Below are 13681 nucleotides of genomic sequence, written 5' to 3'. Positions count from 1 at the left end.
CCCGAGGCGGGAAGATGGCTTTCTTCTTCTACGACAAGGACTATCCTGAGATGCGCAACATCATAGCGCAGCTCAAACAGCTCACCGGCAAGAAACGTGCAATCACTATCCTGCACATTGCCGCGCGGCAGATGCTGCGCCGGGAAAAGGAACGCGCCACCGCCATCGAGCAGACCCTCGCCGGGCTGCGTTAGCTGGTCTCGTGAGCAGTTTCCGAAAATAAGTTGTGGTCGAGGGCGAAGGCGCCCGCCCAGGCGGCATCCGCCTCGTCCTCACCCAGCTCCTGTCCCCAACGTGCTTTCGCCGCCGCCTGCATGTCAGGCTTCTTTGCGTTACCTTTTCCGGTCGCGTGCTTCTTGCTGGTCATCAGGTTGAGTGGGTACCAGGGCAGCCCCAGCCGCTGGCAGGTGTAGACCGCCACACCAAACATGCCGAGCATTACGTCGATGCCGTTAAAGCGACCGAACGGCTTCTCGATGCAAACGCCGACGCAGTCCGGGGTGTTGTGCCGTTCAATTTCAGAAGCAACGGCGACCAATCGGGCTTCAAACTCTTTTCCGGCAACGCGGCTGTATGCCGACACGGTGCCATCGAGAAAGCATTGAGCAAACCCGGCCTTCGTGCCGAGGTCTACGCCGAGGACGTACTTGCGGCCTATTGCGCGCGCTTCTCGCTCGGTTTTCCGACGACGATGACGGGTAGCGCGCGAGTCTTGCGCCAGTTGATGTACGCCAACACCTGCGCAGCGAGGCTCCGCGGGATGCGTGTGGATACAGTCGGCTCACCATATTTAAATGGCCGACCTGCACGCGTGCGACGACCGCCTCGCTTGATGTCTTCCTCTGTCTGCATGCTGGAATCGTGAGCCGGTTTCAAATCGGCGTCAATCGCCATGCGACGAAGAGGAAGACGACGAGGAAACACGCCGCTCCGATGCCCAACGCCCCTTCGGCGCTAACATCGACTCCAAACAGCTTGATACGGAATTTAGGCGGTCGCTTCATGACATAGCTCTCCATTTGAATTTCAGGAGAGCTTCGAATCATCGGAAGCAAGTAAGATTGATAAGATCGATTTTTTCGGGCGCCGCAAGAGGGTGGGTCGAAGATTCCCCTCGACATCCCGTGGTGATTTGAGCCGGATTCGAACTGCTTCCACGTGAAGTTCTACAAGCTTCTAACTCCACGCATTTTTTTCGAATCTGACAGTGAGGGTAACCTTAGACGCGGGGCCTGAAATCCTGTGGAGAATTCTGCCAGGGCGGCGCTGGGAACGCTTCACCGACTTACCGCTTGAGATGAAACGATCAACTCACTGGTTTTGCTCACGAACTATGCCCCTGTTTCGCTTTCCGATTGTTGACGGCACCAAGCTTGATGACCTGCTAGGGATAGAATTCCCGGATTTGGAAAGCGCGAAGGCCCATGCCATGCGCATTGCGGCGCTCATACCACCAACTCATGACCGGCATGTCGCGGTTCTTGACGAGGATGGCCGAGAGCATCACCGTGTGCGGGTGCCAAAAGAGCCTCAATAAGGCGGCCTTTTAAGAAGGTCTGGCAGGCGGGCGACTGCTTTGGCAATCCGCCGTGCTTCGTCCCGGCTTAGATGCTCGAAGGCGTATTGATAGTCGCGGGCGTGGAGGTCTTCCCGATGGCCGACCGCCAGGATGAAGAACCCGCTGGCGTCGTAAACCCGGAAGCATCGATCCTCGCCCTCTTCCATCCGCCACGGCGCTGGGAAACGCCGCAGGTTGTCCATCACATCCGCCGGTAAGACGGAGTGCCATGGATGGCTTTGCCCGAGGCATACCGCCGGGGCTGCTTCTCCTCACTCAGCCGCCTGTGGTCTGCGCGGAGAGTTTCGAGCTTGAGCTGCATCCTGCCGAGCAGGACCAAGGCGGAGGCGCAGTCGATGCCCGCACGCTCAAGGCTCAAGATGTCCTTCTGCTGGCGGGCGATTTGCCGCCGCATGTGATTGATTTCGCTTTCGATTCCGTCAATGCCCATGGCCGCACCTGTGAAAGAGCAGCCATAGAACAAAACAGCAACGAATGAGTCAAGGAGCCTATTCGCGGAACTCTTTGAAAGCTTTGAGGAGCTTCATAGTCGCCTCCATGCCCAGCTCGTCCCCGGTGTACCGGCATTGGTAGAGGCCCTGCAGGTTCGACGGCAGCTCCAGGCCGTCCTCCACCACCAGAATGAAGTTGCGCTTGTAGAGCGCCATCGCCGCACCGATCTCGATAAGGACATTGTCGTTGATTTTGGCCTTCTCCTTGCCCGCTGGATCTTTGTAGACCCCCTCCGAGCTGACGTGGATGACGGCGGCCGAGCAGCCGCGCATGTCGTCCATCACCTTCTCTGGGACAGGCTTGGCCAGAGTTTCGTTTTCCTGCGCCACGACCGGCTGATAGGCGCCGTAGGAGACGATTTCCTTTATCTGGTCGAGAACCTTCTTGTTCTTACCGTGGGTGATGAAGACCTTGTTGTTGAAGGTGGCGGTCGCCGATGTCGCAGACGGCGGCTCGAAAACAGGAGCGCCGTTGTCCTCTTCGCCTTCGTCTTCCTCCTCATCTTCAAGCTCGGCGGCGACGTTACTGAAGGCCGACGGCGCCATTCCCCCAAACATGTGCAGGCCATCGGCAGAGAATTCGAAGCGCGTCGGCGCTCCCTTCCGGCCAATCGTCAGTGCGCCCAGCCCCGCGCCCTGTGCGATTTGGAAGAAGCACACCGCCTGGTCGTTCAACACCTTCTCATTGGTAGAGGCTACCTGCTTGAAGTGCTCGTGCCAGTGGGTGGCCACTTCGACCGCCGTGAAGGTGAATTCCTCACGGTGTATCGCCCGCTCCACAATGGCGGCATAGGCAGGAGTGTTGCGGATGACCTCCAGCATCGCCTGGGCGACGTTGGCGCCCTTGTTCTTCCCGGCAGTCCTTCCCCGCTCAGTGAGCTTTAGCCGCCCTTCAGCTTCCTCAACCAGCAACCAGAACCTGTAAGCGCTGATTTTCCGGCCATCGAGGACACCCGATTCCAAGACAGCCTTCGCTTCGGTCAGCGTCGCCCCCATGGGCTTTGACGCCAGGTAACTCGTAATCGAGATGACATCCGACATCGTCGTGCGGATGGGCAATGCAACAGCTTCGGCCATGTTATCTCCTCAACCCGAATCGGAGATAGGCGCGATTCCCTGACCGGGCAAGTGTCGGCACGTACCCGCCCCACGTGTATCCCCGCTAATCAGTCAGTCGAACCGCATGTGGGGCGGCCAGGGCACCTTCTCCACCGGCACCTTGTTCGCCGGAAGTAGAGCGGCGGGGACGATAATGCGCACCGCTTTTCTTTTCGCCTCGTCCGGCCGCTCTTCGATGACCGGGGCGAACAGGTCCAGTTGGATCGGCTCAACGTGCATCATGACGTGAGCCCCAGTCGGCCCATCGCCTCCTGGCGGATACGCCGGTTCAGCTCTTCCTCTCGTTGCTTCCCCCTCGCTTCGATTTCCGCAATTCTCGCAGCGATTTCCTCCGGCGACAGCCCGGTGGTGCTGGCATCACCAGCAATGGCGTCGTTCCAGCCTTCCCGGTTCAGCCAAGTTGTGGGATGCGGCACATACTGGCCTTTGTCCTTGGTCCACTGGTCAGAGGCCTTCCACCTACGAAGTCCGACCATCACATCGGCGTGGTCTGCCTTCACTCGTTTCCATGCAGCGAGCGCCTTCGGCTTGCCGACCTTGTTGGGATACTCTGTCCAGAATTTTGCAAACCCGTCCGGCTCCCCCTTGGGGGATGGGGGGATTACTTCTTCAGTCTTGCTTATATCTTTATTACTAGTAGCGGATTTGCCGTCGCCGGTTGAACCATCGCCGGTTTTCCAGTCACTGGTGAGCTTCATTTGGTAGATGACGCCCATAAATTTTCCACCCTCGCGCGGACGGCACTTCCTGACCCAACCGCGGACCAATAGCTCTTTCATTGCGGAACGGAGCGCGTCACGCCCTTCCGTTGACTCAGCGAGCAACGCGCCCTCGTGGAAGATCCATCCGTTCGGTTTTGAGAACATGAGGCCATACAGCCCCTTCGCACGCAGACTCATGGTGCGGTCGCGCAGCAGCGCGTTACAAATCATCGTGTAGTCGGTAGTCGGCTTTTCGAGCTGGAATGTGGGGGCATCCATGCACCTTCTTTCTGTTGTGTGACGATGCACCGGGCAGTCAAACGTCGGGCCGATGAGGGTGCATGCTCACCGGCCTTGCTCGCATTGGACGGCGAGATATCGTATACTTCAACAAAAATCGGAGGGACTTCCTGTGACTGAGATGCCAGATCGCGAGACGGTGCTAAACAACGAGAAGTTCACCTTATCCTGCACGCCGCCGATTTTTTATGACCATGGCCATGTTATCGACGGCCCAATCGCAACAGGAACCTTCTTCAAAATTCGAGGGCGGCACTACCTCATCACGGCTATGCACACTTTTGATGACTACCAGGTAGATCGCATTCTTGTGCCCAAGAAGCCAAAGTCGGACGACCTTATCGACCTCGGGCGTTACGAGTACATTTATCCGAACGAAGAGCTAGATTACGACGTATGTGCCCTTGAAATCATCGACCGCGATAAAGTCAAAGAACTGGCGAGCGAGTGGCACTTTCTCTCGATATCAAATATCGGTGTCCCGAGCGCTGACGGTCTGTTTCTGCTTTTTGGATTTCCGACCTCCATTCGCAACGAAAACCAGAAAATCAAATCCTACCATCCGATTTCTGCTTATGCGTCCCGACTTAAAGACGCACCGGACGACGCGCCCGGCCGCCTTCCTGGCGATCTCGATTTGTTTTTCGAGTATGGCGGCATAGTCGACACCCTGGAAGGAACAGAGCGCGAAGCGCCAAACCTTAAGGGCGCAAGCGGGTGCTCTCTTTGGCAGGCGCCAACCAGTCCATCCGCGCTTTGGCTACCCCCGAGGGTTATCGGCGTCCAGACGAGCTTTTTCAAAGAGCGATACTTTCGCGGCATCGACTGGAGGGTCGTGGCGACTCTACTTGGCCTCACTGACCCGCTCATAAAGGCCGAGATGGACGCGCACCTGAAGATGTAGCCACCGATTTGGCGTGCGGTATACGATTTATCGGCTCAGCATGAAGTCTCACTCACACAGCGAGACATCATCATGCTTGAGCGCATCAGCTTCCAGCTTGCGAATAACCGTGGCCGCTACACTCACTTTATCCATCGTGACGGTACCACCGCCAGCCTATATCCGCTGGAGACATTGCATGAAGCCCGCGTGGGCATCATGTGCGAGAAGGACTTCCCCGAAGAGGTGCAGTACGAGGCTGCCGAAGAACTGGCCTGCCTCGCGGTCGGTGTGAACCCGCTCGTCATCGTTACTTTCGATGAAGGTACTTCACCCTTCCCGGCCCGCTTCCCCGCCGATCATCCTGCCAACGCATTGCTTGAGCAAACGCCGCCACTCCCGCCGCGATGTTCATGACGGTGCGATTATCGGGAACAAAAAGGAGCCGTCCATATGCGTGGGCGGCTCTTTTCATTATGCGAAGGGCGGCTAGAATCCGGCGCGGAGGTGCCCCATGGGACGTTACCGCAAGCCAGGCGAATGGCTGCCGAATGAAGTCATATTCTTCATTAGGTGGGATAATCCTGACGACAAGCCTGCCATCATCATCCATCGAGATGGGAAGACCACGCTACAAAAGCACTTCCTCCAGTATTCCGTGACGGTACTGGTCGAGCATGCGGACAGTGAAGTCATAGACATCACGGAAGCCCAGTACGCCACCATGCAGCGCGTGATCGACTACGGCATGCACCACAATCCCGGTCTTGAGGTTTATTTCACGCAGCACTCCACCCTATGGGGTAAATCGCCGAAGAACTTCGACGGCATGGATTTCCACGAAGCCATGGAGGCCCGCTTTGCTTACCCGTGAAATCCCCATGTGGCAGCGCCGCCTTGTGCGCAGGTTCTCCCGGCCCTGCCGTTACAGCAGAGCCGGGATGGAGTTGCGGATGAAGGAGCTGCAAATCATGCTCTTCATCATTGTGGTAGGTGGAACGGCCACCATCCTGGACGCCCTGCTCAACACCTGAACGCTTCGAGCGGGAGCCCGGTCGCCTGCATCTCCTGCTTCAGCCAGGTTGGCTCCGCGCCCCTGCCCGCCCAGCCGTTGGCGGGATTGGACTTGCTCCTGTATTTGACCGCAGCAGTCGGCTTCTTCGCTTCCCCGGGGCGGAAGCCGAGCTGCTTTATCTCCGCCTCCAGTTCAGCCCGGCGGGCTTCCTTGGCGGCGTTATAGGCGGCGGTAATAAGCGGGAATGTCTCGTGCTGCTGCGGCAGCGGCAAGGCTTTGAAATCGGTTACGAGCTTTGACATAACGCCACCTCCTTGAAGGCAACCATAGGCTTTGCAAGGCGCCCTTCAACGAGGATGAGGAGGCACTGGAGGGCAAAAGAAAAGCCCCGGTACTATACCCGAGGCGCATGTGTCGTCCGTACCGAATACTCAGCCGCGCGAACCACTTTCAGCTCCGGCAGCCAATGGCAAACGCGTTTTGCCGATTTTACCGGGAGCAGCTATGACTGACAGAACAGCTAAGGCTACAAAAGACCGCCAGCCGAGCAGCCGCGTCACTGGCTACATGCTGGCAGCAGAGCTATTCCCGTTGACTGCGCCTTCGAGAGGACTGCGGTGACAACCTTGCCGACTTATTCAGCGAGAGAGTCGGGCGGCTCGGCTCTATCGTAACTGGTTTCCCAGACCCGCTTATTTATCGAATCTTCTCCCAAGCATTTCGAGCTGGCAAGTGAAATGCTTTGCCAAGATTCCAGAGCTGTGAGACCGTGAAGTTGTGAGCGGCCCGCCTGTTTGTAGCAAAGCGAGAGGGCTGCTCATTTTTTTTGCGAATAAACTTGACGGTAGGAATATACTCCCGCAAGATTCCTCCAGCTACAAACAGGAGGACACCTCATGAACCAATCCATTCACCTTGCGCCGGGCGCAGTAACCACGCCCGCTGACATCGAGGCCGCACAGCGCTTCGATGTCTATCGCCGTTGCCGCCGTCTTAACGGCACCAACTACTCCCTCAACATTGCAAGCTTTGACGAACTTCCCGAAGCCGTTGCCGCCATCGGCAATACCGAGACCCGGTGGGGTAGCGACCTATGGGTGGTCGAGTGCGACCTCCGCAGTGGCAACGAGGAAGTGGTTTTCGCCGCCGAGTGGGACGAAGACCAAGGCCGTTACCTCAATTAAGAAAAACCAACAGGAGCTAAACATGTGGAGCACACCCAAGAGACCCAACAAGTAAACGGTCACGCCGTCCCGCCTTCCGTAGTGGAAGCGGTTGCACCCGTAGAAACCAGCAACGAAGTCCCGGTGCCCGCCGGTCGTCGCAAGAGCCGCACCCCGAAGGTTGCCCAAGTGCACAGCCCGGAGGTCGCCGCCCTCGCCCTTGAAATCGAAGAGCATGAAATCCCTGCCCTCGCCGCCGCGCCCGACATGGCGCAGATGGAGCGCGTGCGGGACATTGCGAAGCTTTTGGGCCTTACCCTCACCATCGACCCCATCGCCCTGTACGAAGCCGCCACGGTCGCCACAGAGACCGCCGTGAAGTATCGCGATGACATCCGCGCGCTCAAGAAGGGCATCTGCAACGTCAAGGTTCAGCCGACGCCCGGCGTGGTGAAGATGGAATGGCACGACCGCCTTGCGACCGATGCCAAGCTGGGGCGGACTATCGCCGTGCGCGGCCCCGCCGGTAACGGCAAGAGCTTGGGCGTTCGCACCGCGCTGGAGGCCATGGGCTTCACCGTCTACCATTTGGACTGCACGGACAGTACGACCGCCGAGATGTTGGTGGGTGGGCTTGTGCCGCAATCCAACGGCGCCGGTGGCATCGACATGGTGTTCCGCGATGGGGTTATTACCCGCGCCTTCCAAGACCCCAAGGGTGCCATCCTGCTGGATGAATTCGACGCGCTGGACCCGCGCGTGGCCATGGTTCTGCAATCTGCCCTGCACCGCGCCGCTCCCGGCAAGACCCGCTTTGTGAGCTGCCCCGACCACGAGGAAGGCGGAGTAACCGCCCAAGGTCTTTGCCCCATCATCGTGACCATGAATACCTGGGGGACCGGGGCAAGCCGCGATTACGTCGGCCGCAATGCGCTGGACGCCGCTTCGATGGACCGCTTCGACACCATCATCGACACCACATATGGCCGCGAAGAACTTATCCTCTCCGGCACCGGCTTAGACAAAGGCACGGCCCGCCTGCTGGTGGAGAAAGCGAAGAAGGTGCGCCGGGATGTGGAGGCGAAGAACCTGCGCATTGTGCTTTCAACCCGCCGCCTGCTGGACGTCTCCGAATCCATCCGCGTGCTCGGGCTTTCGCTGGAGGAGGCTTTCAGCCGTGACTTCACCGAGCGGCTGGAACCGATGGACCGCGATGCGCTGGGTCTCAAGATTGTGAAGGTGGCGATGACCGATAAGGCCGTCAAATCCGGTGAAGCACTAGATAACGATGCAGTCGAGACATTGCTGACAATCTTCGACACGGAGAGCGAATACGCCATATTCCCCGGAACGCGCGAAGGTTACCTCGCAAGACTTCGCCGTGGCCACAGCAAGATGAACTTCACCGAGGCGCAGTTGCGCGCGGCGCTTGCTGAGCCGGTTACGGTCACAGAGCTTATTTACCGCGTCTGTGCAGTTGAGGACTTCACAATCGACCCATCGTGGAAGGCTGCCAACCCTCGCGCCGTCGATGCCGATTTAAGCGATGAAATACCCTGGTAGGAGTGACAGCATGAGCACTCCCCACTTTGCACCTGTCTCTGTTACATCAACGGAGCACTTCATCCCGCAGGTGAAGTCCCACTATTCCAAGTACGCGAGCAAAGGTGCACGCGTGCTTGGGATGGACATTCACACCATGGCGCAATTCTACGATTCCCCTATTGAGAAGTGGAATGCCAACACATTGCGCAATTTCGAGAGCCGTAAATCCGTCAAGTCGAAATGGATAAGTCGCGGTTTCGCAAATATGGACGATGCGAGGCAGTTTTGCCGGTCGTTCACAGTTCCTGACGAAATCAAAATGGAAGCGCAGCGTCTCAGCCGCGAATTGGTGCGCGACCTCATCCAATCCGGCGGTATGCCGAAGATGCTTCGCCAGCAGACTCAAGGCCGCTTCGATAGCGCGAGCATGGGCCGTGTGATTCGAGACTTGCAAGCTGGCCGCTTTAGCGTGGACAACACAAAGCCATTTAAGACTCGGCAGCGGGTGGCACCCTCACGACCTCACGTCGGTATTTGCGCGGATGGTTCATGGCGTCAGTTTTGGGGGGATGACACTTACATTCCTCGCGTCATGGCGACCGCTATGGGCGTGGCTTGGGCATGCGAAGCGGTGGATTGCCCAGTGACGGTCGCGCTGACCCGAAACAATGCGAGCCACGGAACATATGGCGACAAGGACATGAGTGTAACTCCGATTATCAGTCCCGGCATGCGCGTAGACACTTCGGACTTCGCAGTCCTGTTTCATCCGGAGCTTTATCGCTGCGCGACCATCAACGCCCTCAACCACACTGTCGGCAACGTAGCTCAACGCTACAACTGCACCGAGGAGCAAGCTCGCGCTAAGGATGACGACGACGCCAGCAACGAAGCAGCCAGTGATGGAGGAACCGGGGTTGCCTATCTGAAGTCCCTAGGCGCAACCATCACGGTGGCAATTGGGAACGTGACCGACAAAAAGGATGCCACCATCGCACTTGAGGCAAAGACGCCCCTTTGCGATGCTGTGAAGATTATAGCGGAGACGCTGGCGAAGCAGAATCGGGCGATGGGGGTGGCCGCTTAACCGGCTTTGAATTCGAGCGTCTTCTTGATGCCGAACTCTTTGACGAACAGACCGTGGATAGCTTTCAGGCCTTCCACGGTTTCTTCGTAATCCTGCTCCGTCCGCTCCAGCATCGCGCCGACCAGACCGTTCAGCTCCACCTCGCGCGGGGCGAGCCAGAGGAGGTCCTCGGCGGTCATGGCGGTGCTGCCCATGTTCCCCTCCATTTTTGCGCCGAACTTCTCCATGATAGCCGTGCGGCGTTTGCTGTAAGCCTCGAAGATGGACACGGTGCTGTTATGCAGTTCATCAAAGGCGGCGACGGAGTTGAAGATTTTGTCGTCCAGCGACAAAACCATACCCATCTCTTCCGCGGTGAACTTGATGGGCTCAGGTGGATTGACGACCGGCAGAACGACCCGCCAGGGTGCGCCGGTGTAGCCCTTGGCCTTGGCTTCATCGAGCGAGCTGCGCACGGTTGAACCGAGTTGCTTGAGCCCGGAGACCACCTTGATCATCTTGAACAGGAAGGAGTACGCCATCGCCGTGCGGACTTCCTTTCGGTCCGCATCCCGTTGACGTTTCGCTTCGGCACGCGCGGCGCGCTGTAGGACGTAGTTGATTGTCCCACCCAGGACGGCGCCGATAACCGAGCCGCCGAACGCGCTGATGAGAGCCCAAGCCGTGATTGATTCCGGTGCCGATGGCGGTACTGCCAATTCGCTCCTCCTGTGTCTGGTGGACGAAGCTTACAATCCGAAGCAGATTCGCGCCGCGACTATCTGTTTATCAAAGCCCGTCCTTCGGACCTTACCCATCCCGCTCCGCCCGAGGGGCTTTAGGAGCGCTCTCGGCAAGACACGGGGCTGAACATGCACACCGGCGCCAGATTCTGCGCTGTCCCCGGAACGAGTCACACGAGCTTCTCTTCTATCAGCGAGCGGACCCCAACCCGCTCAACCTCAGCCTCGGCAAAGGCCCTGCCCTCCCCAGCGCGGGGCTTTTGCTTGTGCGCAAGAAAAAAGGCGCCCTGGGAAGGCGCCTTCAACTTGGAGGGTTGTTTGCAGGTTCAGTACCGCGCGCCTCTGCGGACGCTACGGAAAGCCGGAGGGCACCGGCTGGAACGGAAGTGAAACGGGCGGGCATGCCCGGCAGTGCATTTTGCTGCACTTTCGTGCCCTGTAACGGAAGCCTGTGTTCAGGCTTTCCGTAACAGTTTCAATCTTATAGGCGATACAAAATTTGGTCGGTCCAGAAGCGCTCGAGGCGGTGCAGCGACTTGTTGAGGGTCGCGAATTCCTCGTTCGAGATGCCACCGACCTGCTCCACCGTCTTCACATGCTTGGCATAGAGCGCCTCGACGATGTGGCGGATTTCCTGGCCCTGCGAGGTCAGGCGGATGCGGACCGAGCGACGATCGACGCGCGAACGCTGGTGATCGAGGAAGCCGAGCTCGACCAGCTTCTTCAGATTGTAGGAGACGTTGGAGCCGAGATAGTAGCCGCGGGTGCGCAGTTCGCCGGCGGTCAATTCCTTGTCGCCGATATTGTACAGCAGCAGTGCCTGCACCGAGTTGATGTCGGCACGACCGCGGCGATCGAATTCGTCCTTGATGACGTCGAGCAGGCGGCGATGCAGACGCTCGACCAGCGTGAGCGCTTCCAGATAGAGCGGCTGAACCGGCGCCTGGCCGGGAACGAGATCGACGCTTTCCACCGTCGCAACGGACTTGATCATGACACTACCCCTGCTGTCGTTTTTATCGACTTATTCGACGAAACTTGTGTCTCGTCTGATAGGCCCAACTTAAGCGGCGGCTTTGAAGAAGCGCCTAAAAAAGACGATAAAGAGAACATGAATTTGCGAGGGTAAATCGTCGATTAAGTCTACAAAAACAGGGCTTTTTGCAGTTTTTGATTCACGATGAAGGAGCGATGTTGCCATCATGTTCGCGCGTGTGTCCGGATGCGGGACAGGATCGTTCAAATGCGAAAGAATGGGGTAAGATTCCTCACCGGGCCATTAGGGTGACTCAAGGGTTACCGGGGTTAATGGGAATAAATTTCTTCGATTTTTAGCGATCGGGAACGCCCCCGCCCCGTCATTCCGGGGCGCGCGGCACGCGCGAACCCGGAATCTGGGAGTGTTTGGCTCTACGGAGCTTCAGCATAATGAGATTCCGGGTTCGCGTCTTCGACGCGCCCCGGAATGACGAGTGTGTGTGGCGCGCCCGTGCCTACGCCACGCCCCTCGCCTGCCCGCCCCAATACGGCGCCCGCAGCGCCTTGCGATCGATCTTGCCGAGGCCTGTCACCGGAATCTCCGCCACGAAGTCGATGCTCTTCGGCGACCACGGCGCGCCGCGCTTGTCTTTCACATGCGCCTGCAATTCCTCGATGGAATTATTCGCACCGTTCTTCAGCACGACAAACGCCTTCACCGCCTCGCCCCACTTCGCATCGGGAATGCCGATCACCGCAGCGGACGCCACCGCATGATGCGCCATCAAGGCGTCTTCGACTTCGCGGGGATAGATGTTGAAACCGCCGGAGATGATCATGTCCTTGGTGCGATCGACGATATAGAAGAAGCCGTCGGCGTCTTTCACAGCGACATCGCCGGTGTGCAGCCAGCCACCACGGAAAACTTCTTCAGTGGCATCCGGCCGCTTCCAGTAGCCATCCATCACCAGCGAACCGCGCACGCAGATCTCGCCGGGCTGCCCTGTCGCGACCTCGTTGAGATCGGCGTCGAGCAATTTCACTTCCACCATCGGATTGGCGCGGCCGCAGGAGCCGAGACGGCCAGGCTTTGAATCGTCGTGATCGATCTTGCGCATGGTGGTGATGATCTGCGGCGCTTCGGTCTGGCCGTAGAGCTGCACGAACACATTGCCGAAGATGCGCACGCCCTCGCGCAGGCGATCCGGCGACATCGGTGCTGCGCCATAGACGATCATGTCGAGCGATGACGTGTCGTATTTCTTCCGCAACTCCTCGGCATCGATCAGCGCATAGATCAGCGTCGGGACCAGGAAAGTCGCGGTGATCTTTTCCTCATGCACCACCCGCAGATAGGTCTCGGCATCGAAGCCCTGCACGAGGCGCGTAAAGCCGCCGCGCAGCATCACCGGGAAGATGGTGATCCCGGCGGCGTGGCTGATGGGGGTTGCGGCGAGATAGCGGATGTCGCGCGGCCAGTCCCAGTCGGCGATGATCGCAAGACACATGGCGACGACCACGCGATGCGGGTTCATCACGCCCTTGGAACGGCCGGTGGTGCCGCCGGTATAAGAGAGCCAGCAGATGTCATCCACATGGCTCTCGTCGACCAGCGGCTCCGGCTTGATGGCGGGCAGCTCTTTGAGGAGATCCCGCACGCCCTCCACGGCGCCGAACGAATAGAGGTGCTTGAGGCCGCTCACGCGCGCCTTCAGCGCCTTGCCGCGCTCGGCGAATTTGCCGCCCTCGACGATCAGCACATCGATCTCGGCGTCTTCCACGATGAACGCCTGGTCGTCCTCGGCAGCCATGGGATGCAGCGGGGTGTAGCGGATGCCCATGATGGCGGCGGCAGAGATGGCGGCCCAGGTCTCGGCGCGGTTGCCGGAGAGCACCGACAGGCCGCTGGTCTTGGTGAGGCCGAGGCTGCGGAACAGGCCGATAAAGCGCGCGACCACATCGCCATATTCGCGATAGGTCCAGCGCGTGGTGCCGTCGGCAATGGCGGGCTGGTCGGCGTAGCGGGCGATGGCGCTGACGAGAAGGTTGCCGACGGTGCCGCCGGAACGAAGATGGCTCACTGGTTTCTCCCTTTGAT

19 protein-coding genes are annotated in these 13681 nt (G+C 58.8%); 10 read left to right on the top strand and 9 right to left on the bottom strand.

The annotated features are described in order from the left end of the window. Positions 1–14 precede the first annotated feature (14 nt). The gene (locus AC1RQ5_RS14435; RefSeq protein WP_493199825.1) at positions 15–194 is read left to right on the top strand and encodes a hypothetical protein; all 180 of its coding nucleotides are present in this window, start codon (positions 15–17) and stop codon (positions 192–194) included. On the opposite strand, the gene AC1RQ5_RS14430 is transcribed toward AC1RQ5_RS14435, so the two are convergent. Beyond that, positions 191–583 carry a hypothetical protein gene (locus AC1RQ5_RS14430; RefSeq protein ID WP_493199824.1) on the bottom strand — a complete coding sequence of 131 codons (393 nt, stop codon included), beginning with the start codon at positions 581–583 and terminating at the stop codon, positions 191–193. The genes AC1RQ5_RS14435 and AC1RQ5_RS14430 overlap by 4 nt on opposite strands. 714 nt (positions 584–1297) lie before the next feature. Here AC1RQ5_RS14430 and AC1RQ5_RS14425 point away from each other — a divergent pair. Beyond that, positions 1298–1537, top strand: coding sequence for a DUF6894 family protein (locus tag AC1RQ5_RS14425; protein ID WP_493203433.1), 240 nt, complete (start codon positions 1298–1300; stop codon positions 1535–1537). On the opposite strand, the gene AC1RQ5_RS14420 is transcribed toward AC1RQ5_RS14425, so the two are convergent. After that, on the bottom strand, positions 1531–1761 hold the full coding sequence (locus tag AC1RQ5_RS14420; protein ID WP_493199822.1) for a hypothetical protein: 231 nt from the start codon (positions 1759–1761) through the stop codon (positions 1531–1533). The two genes, AC1RQ5_RS14425 and AC1RQ5_RS14420, sit on opposite strands and share 7 nt — an antisense overlap. A gap of 26 nt (positions 1762–1787) precedes the next feature. Here AC1RQ5_RS14420 and AC1RQ5_RS14415 point away from each other — a divergent pair, with 26 nt between their 5' ends. Then, positions 1788–2057 (top strand): hypothetical protein, encoded by a 270-nt coding sequence (locus AC1RQ5_RS14415; RefSeq protein WP_493199821.1) that lies wholly within the window; start codon positions 1788–1790, stop codon positions 2055–2057. 10 nt (positions 2058–2067) lie between these two features. Here the strand turns inward: AC1RQ5_RS14415 and AC1RQ5_RS14410 are convergent, their stop codons facing one another. The 3 genes from AC1RQ5_RS14410 to AC1RQ5_RS14400 all read right to left on the bottom strand — a co-directional run bounded on the left by AC1RQ5_RS14410 (position 2068) and on the right by AC1RQ5_RS14400 (position 4169). Then, positions 2068–3147, bottom strand: a complete 1080-nt coding sequence (locus tag AC1RQ5_RS14410) for a TIR domain-containing protein (protein ID WP_493199819.1) — start codon at positions 3145–3147, stop codon at positions 2068–2070. Between the two features lie 93 nt (positions 3148–3240). Beyond that, the gene (locus AC1RQ5_RS14405) at positions 3241–3411 is read right to left on the bottom strand and encodes a hypothetical protein (protein ID WP_493199817.1); all 171 of its coding nucleotides are present in this window, start codon (positions 3409–3411) and stop codon (positions 3241–3243) included. Then, positions 3408–4169 (bottom strand): LvrA C-terminal domain-related protein, encoded by a 762-nt coding sequence (locus tag AC1RQ5_RS14400; protein WP_493199815.1) that lies wholly within the window; start codon positions 4167–4169, stop codon positions 3408–3410. Before AC1RQ5_RS14400 ends, AC1RQ5_RS14405 begins: the two co-directional genes overlap by 4 nt. Before the next feature lie 133 nt (positions 4170–4302). On the opposite strand from AC1RQ5_RS14400, the gene AC1RQ5_RS14395 reads away from it, so the two are divergent. The 4 genes from AC1RQ5_RS14395 (at position 4303) to AC1RQ5_RS14380 (ending at position 6107) form a co-directional block, all read left to right on the top strand. Next, positions 4303–5094, top strand: coding sequence for a hypothetical protein (locus tag AC1RQ5_RS14395; protein WP_493199813.1), 792 nt, complete (start codon positions 4303–4305; stop codon positions 5092–5094). 72 nt (positions 5095–5166) lie between these two features. After that, positions 5167–5490, top strand: a complete 324-nt coding sequence (locus tag AC1RQ5_RS14390; RefSeq protein ID WP_493199811.1) for a hypothetical protein — start codon at positions 5167–5169, stop codon at positions 5488–5490. Positions 5491–5587: 97 nt separating this feature from the next. Continuing rightward, positions 5588–5947: a hypothetical protein gene (locus AC1RQ5_RS14385; RefSeq protein WP_493199809.1), complete on the top strand. Its 360-nt coding sequence runs from the start codon at positions 5588–5590 to the stop codon at positions 5945–5947. A 7-nt stretch (positions 5948–5954) separates the two neighbouring features. After that, positions 5955–6107, top strand: coding sequence for a hypothetical protein (locus AC1RQ5_RS14380; protein WP_493199807.1), 153 nt, complete (start codon positions 5955–5957; stop codon positions 6105–6107). On the opposite strand, the gene AC1RQ5_RS14375 is transcribed toward AC1RQ5_RS14380, so the two are convergent. After that, positions 6097–6390, bottom strand: coding sequence for an H-NS family nucleoid-associated regulatory protein (locus tag AC1RQ5_RS14375; protein WP_493199805.1), 294 nt, complete (start codon positions 6388–6390; stop codon positions 6097–6099). The genes AC1RQ5_RS14380 and AC1RQ5_RS14375 overlap by 11 nt on opposite strands. Positions 6391–6984: 594 nt before the next feature. Between AC1RQ5_RS14375 and AC1RQ5_RS14370 the strand changes: the two genes are divergently transcribed. From AC1RQ5_RS14370 to AC1RQ5_RS14360, 3 genes are read left to right on the top strand one after another with little or no spacing between them, the layout of a single operon-like run. After that, a complete protein-coding gene (locus AC1RQ5_RS14370; protein ID WP_493199803.1) occupies positions 6985–7272 on the top strand; it encodes a hypothetical protein in 288 nt (95 codons plus the stop codon). 24 nt (positions 7273–7296) lie between these two features. After that, complete coding sequence (locus AC1RQ5_RS14365; protein WP_493199801.1) at positions 7297–8814, top strand: AAA family ATPase; 1518 nt, start codon at positions 7297–7299, stop codon at positions 8812–8814. Between the two features lie 10 nt (positions 8815–8824). Continuing rightward, on the top strand, positions 8825–9883 hold the full coding sequence (locus AC1RQ5_RS14360; RefSeq protein WP_493199799.1) for a hypothetical protein: 1059 nt from the start codon (positions 8825–8827) through the stop codon (positions 9881–9883). On the opposite strand, the gene AC1RQ5_RS14355 is transcribed toward AC1RQ5_RS14360, so the two are convergent. The 3 genes from AC1RQ5_RS14355 to AC1RQ5_RS14345 form a co-directional block, all read right to left on the bottom strand. Next, positions 9880–10581, bottom strand: coding sequence for a hypothetical protein (locus AC1RQ5_RS14355; protein WP_493199797.1), 702 nt, complete (start codon positions 10579–10581; stop codon positions 9880–9882). The genes AC1RQ5_RS14360 and AC1RQ5_RS14355 overlap by 4 nt on opposite strands. Positions 10582–11086: 505 nt before the next feature. Next, entirely contained in the window at positions 11087–11599 is a 513-nt protein-coding gene (gene ldtR, locus AC1RQ5_RS14350; RefSeq protein WP_398475272.1) for a transcriptional regulator LdtR, read from the bottom strand. Between the two features lie 499 nt (positions 11600–12098). Then, positions 12099–13664 carry an AMP-binding protein gene (locus tag AC1RQ5_RS14345; RefSeq protein WP_493199795.1) on the bottom strand — a complete coding sequence of 522 codons (1566 nt, stop codon included), beginning with the start codon at positions 13662–13664 and terminating at the stop codon, positions 12099–12101. Positions 13665–13681: the final 17 nt, after the last annotated feature.

Source organism: Tardiphaga sp. GW821-FHT12E02 (genome assembly GCF_058807155.1).
Note: the sequence above shows the minus strand (reverse complement) of the source record. Positions and strands in the feature narration are given on the sequence as shown.

What these genes read in the sequence shown, in the direction of transcription:
- AC1RQ5_RS14410 (WP_493199819.1), bottom strand. Translation starts at nt 3,147, where the DNA reads ATGGCCGAAGCTGTTGCATTGCCCATCCGCACGACGATGTCGGATGTC.
- AC1RQ5_RS14435 (WP_493199825.1), top strand. Translation starts at nt 15, where the DNA reads ATGGCTTTCTTCTTCTACGACAAGGACTATCCTGAGATGCGCAACATC.
- AC1RQ5_RS14375 (WP_493199805.1), bottom strand. Translation starts at nt 6,390, where the DNA reads ATGTCAAAGCTCGTAACCGATTTCAAAGCCTTGCCGCTGCCGCAGCAG.
- AC1RQ5_RS14415 (WP_493199821.1), top strand. Translation starts at nt 1,788, where the DNA reads ATGGATGGCTTTGCCCGAGGCATACCGCCGGGGCTGCTTCTCCTCACT.
- AC1RQ5_RS14370 (WP_493199803.1), top strand. Translation starts at nt 6,985, where the DNA reads ATGAACCAATCCATTCACCTTGCGCCGGGCGCAGTAACCACGCCCGCT.
- AC1RQ5_RS14360 (WP_493199799.1), top strand. Translation starts at nt 8,825, where the DNA reads ATGAGCACTCCCCACTTTGCACCTGTCTCTGTTACATCAACGGAGCAC.
- AC1RQ5_RS14400 (WP_493199815.1), bottom strand. Translation starts at nt 4,169, where the DNA reads ATGGATGCCCCCACATTCCAGCTCGAAAAGCCGACTACCGACTACACG.
- AC1RQ5_RS14425 (WP_493203433.1), top strand. Translation starts at nt 1,298, where the DNA reads ATGAAACGATCAACTCACTGGTTTTGCTCACGAACTATGCCCCTGTTT.
- AC1RQ5_RS14405 (WP_493199817.1), bottom strand. Translation starts at nt 3,411, where the DNA reads ATGATGCACGTTGAGCCGATCCAACTGGACCTGTTCGCCCCGGTCATC.
- AC1RQ5_RS14385 (WP_493199809.1), top strand. Translation starts at nt 5,588, where the DNA reads ATGGGACGTTACCGCAAGCCAGGCGAATGGCTGCCGAATGAAGTCATA.
- ldtR (WP_398475272.1), bottom strand. Translation starts at nt 11,599, where the DNA reads ATGATCAAGTCCGTTGCGACGGTGGAAAGCGTCGATCTCGTTCCCGGC.
- AC1RQ5_RS14420 (WP_493199822.1), bottom strand. Translation starts at nt 1,761, where the DNA reads ATGGACAACCTGCGGCGTTTCCCAGCGCCGTGGCGGATGGAAGAGGGC.
- AC1RQ5_RS14380 (WP_493199807.1), top strand. Translation starts at nt 5,955, where the DNA reads ATGTGGCAGCGCCGCCTTGTGCGCAGGTTCTCCCGGCCCTGCCGTTAC.
- AC1RQ5_RS14390 (WP_493199811.1), top strand. Translation starts at nt 5,167, where the DNA reads ATGCTTGAGCGCATCAGCTTCCAGCTTGCGAATAACCGTGGCCGCTAC.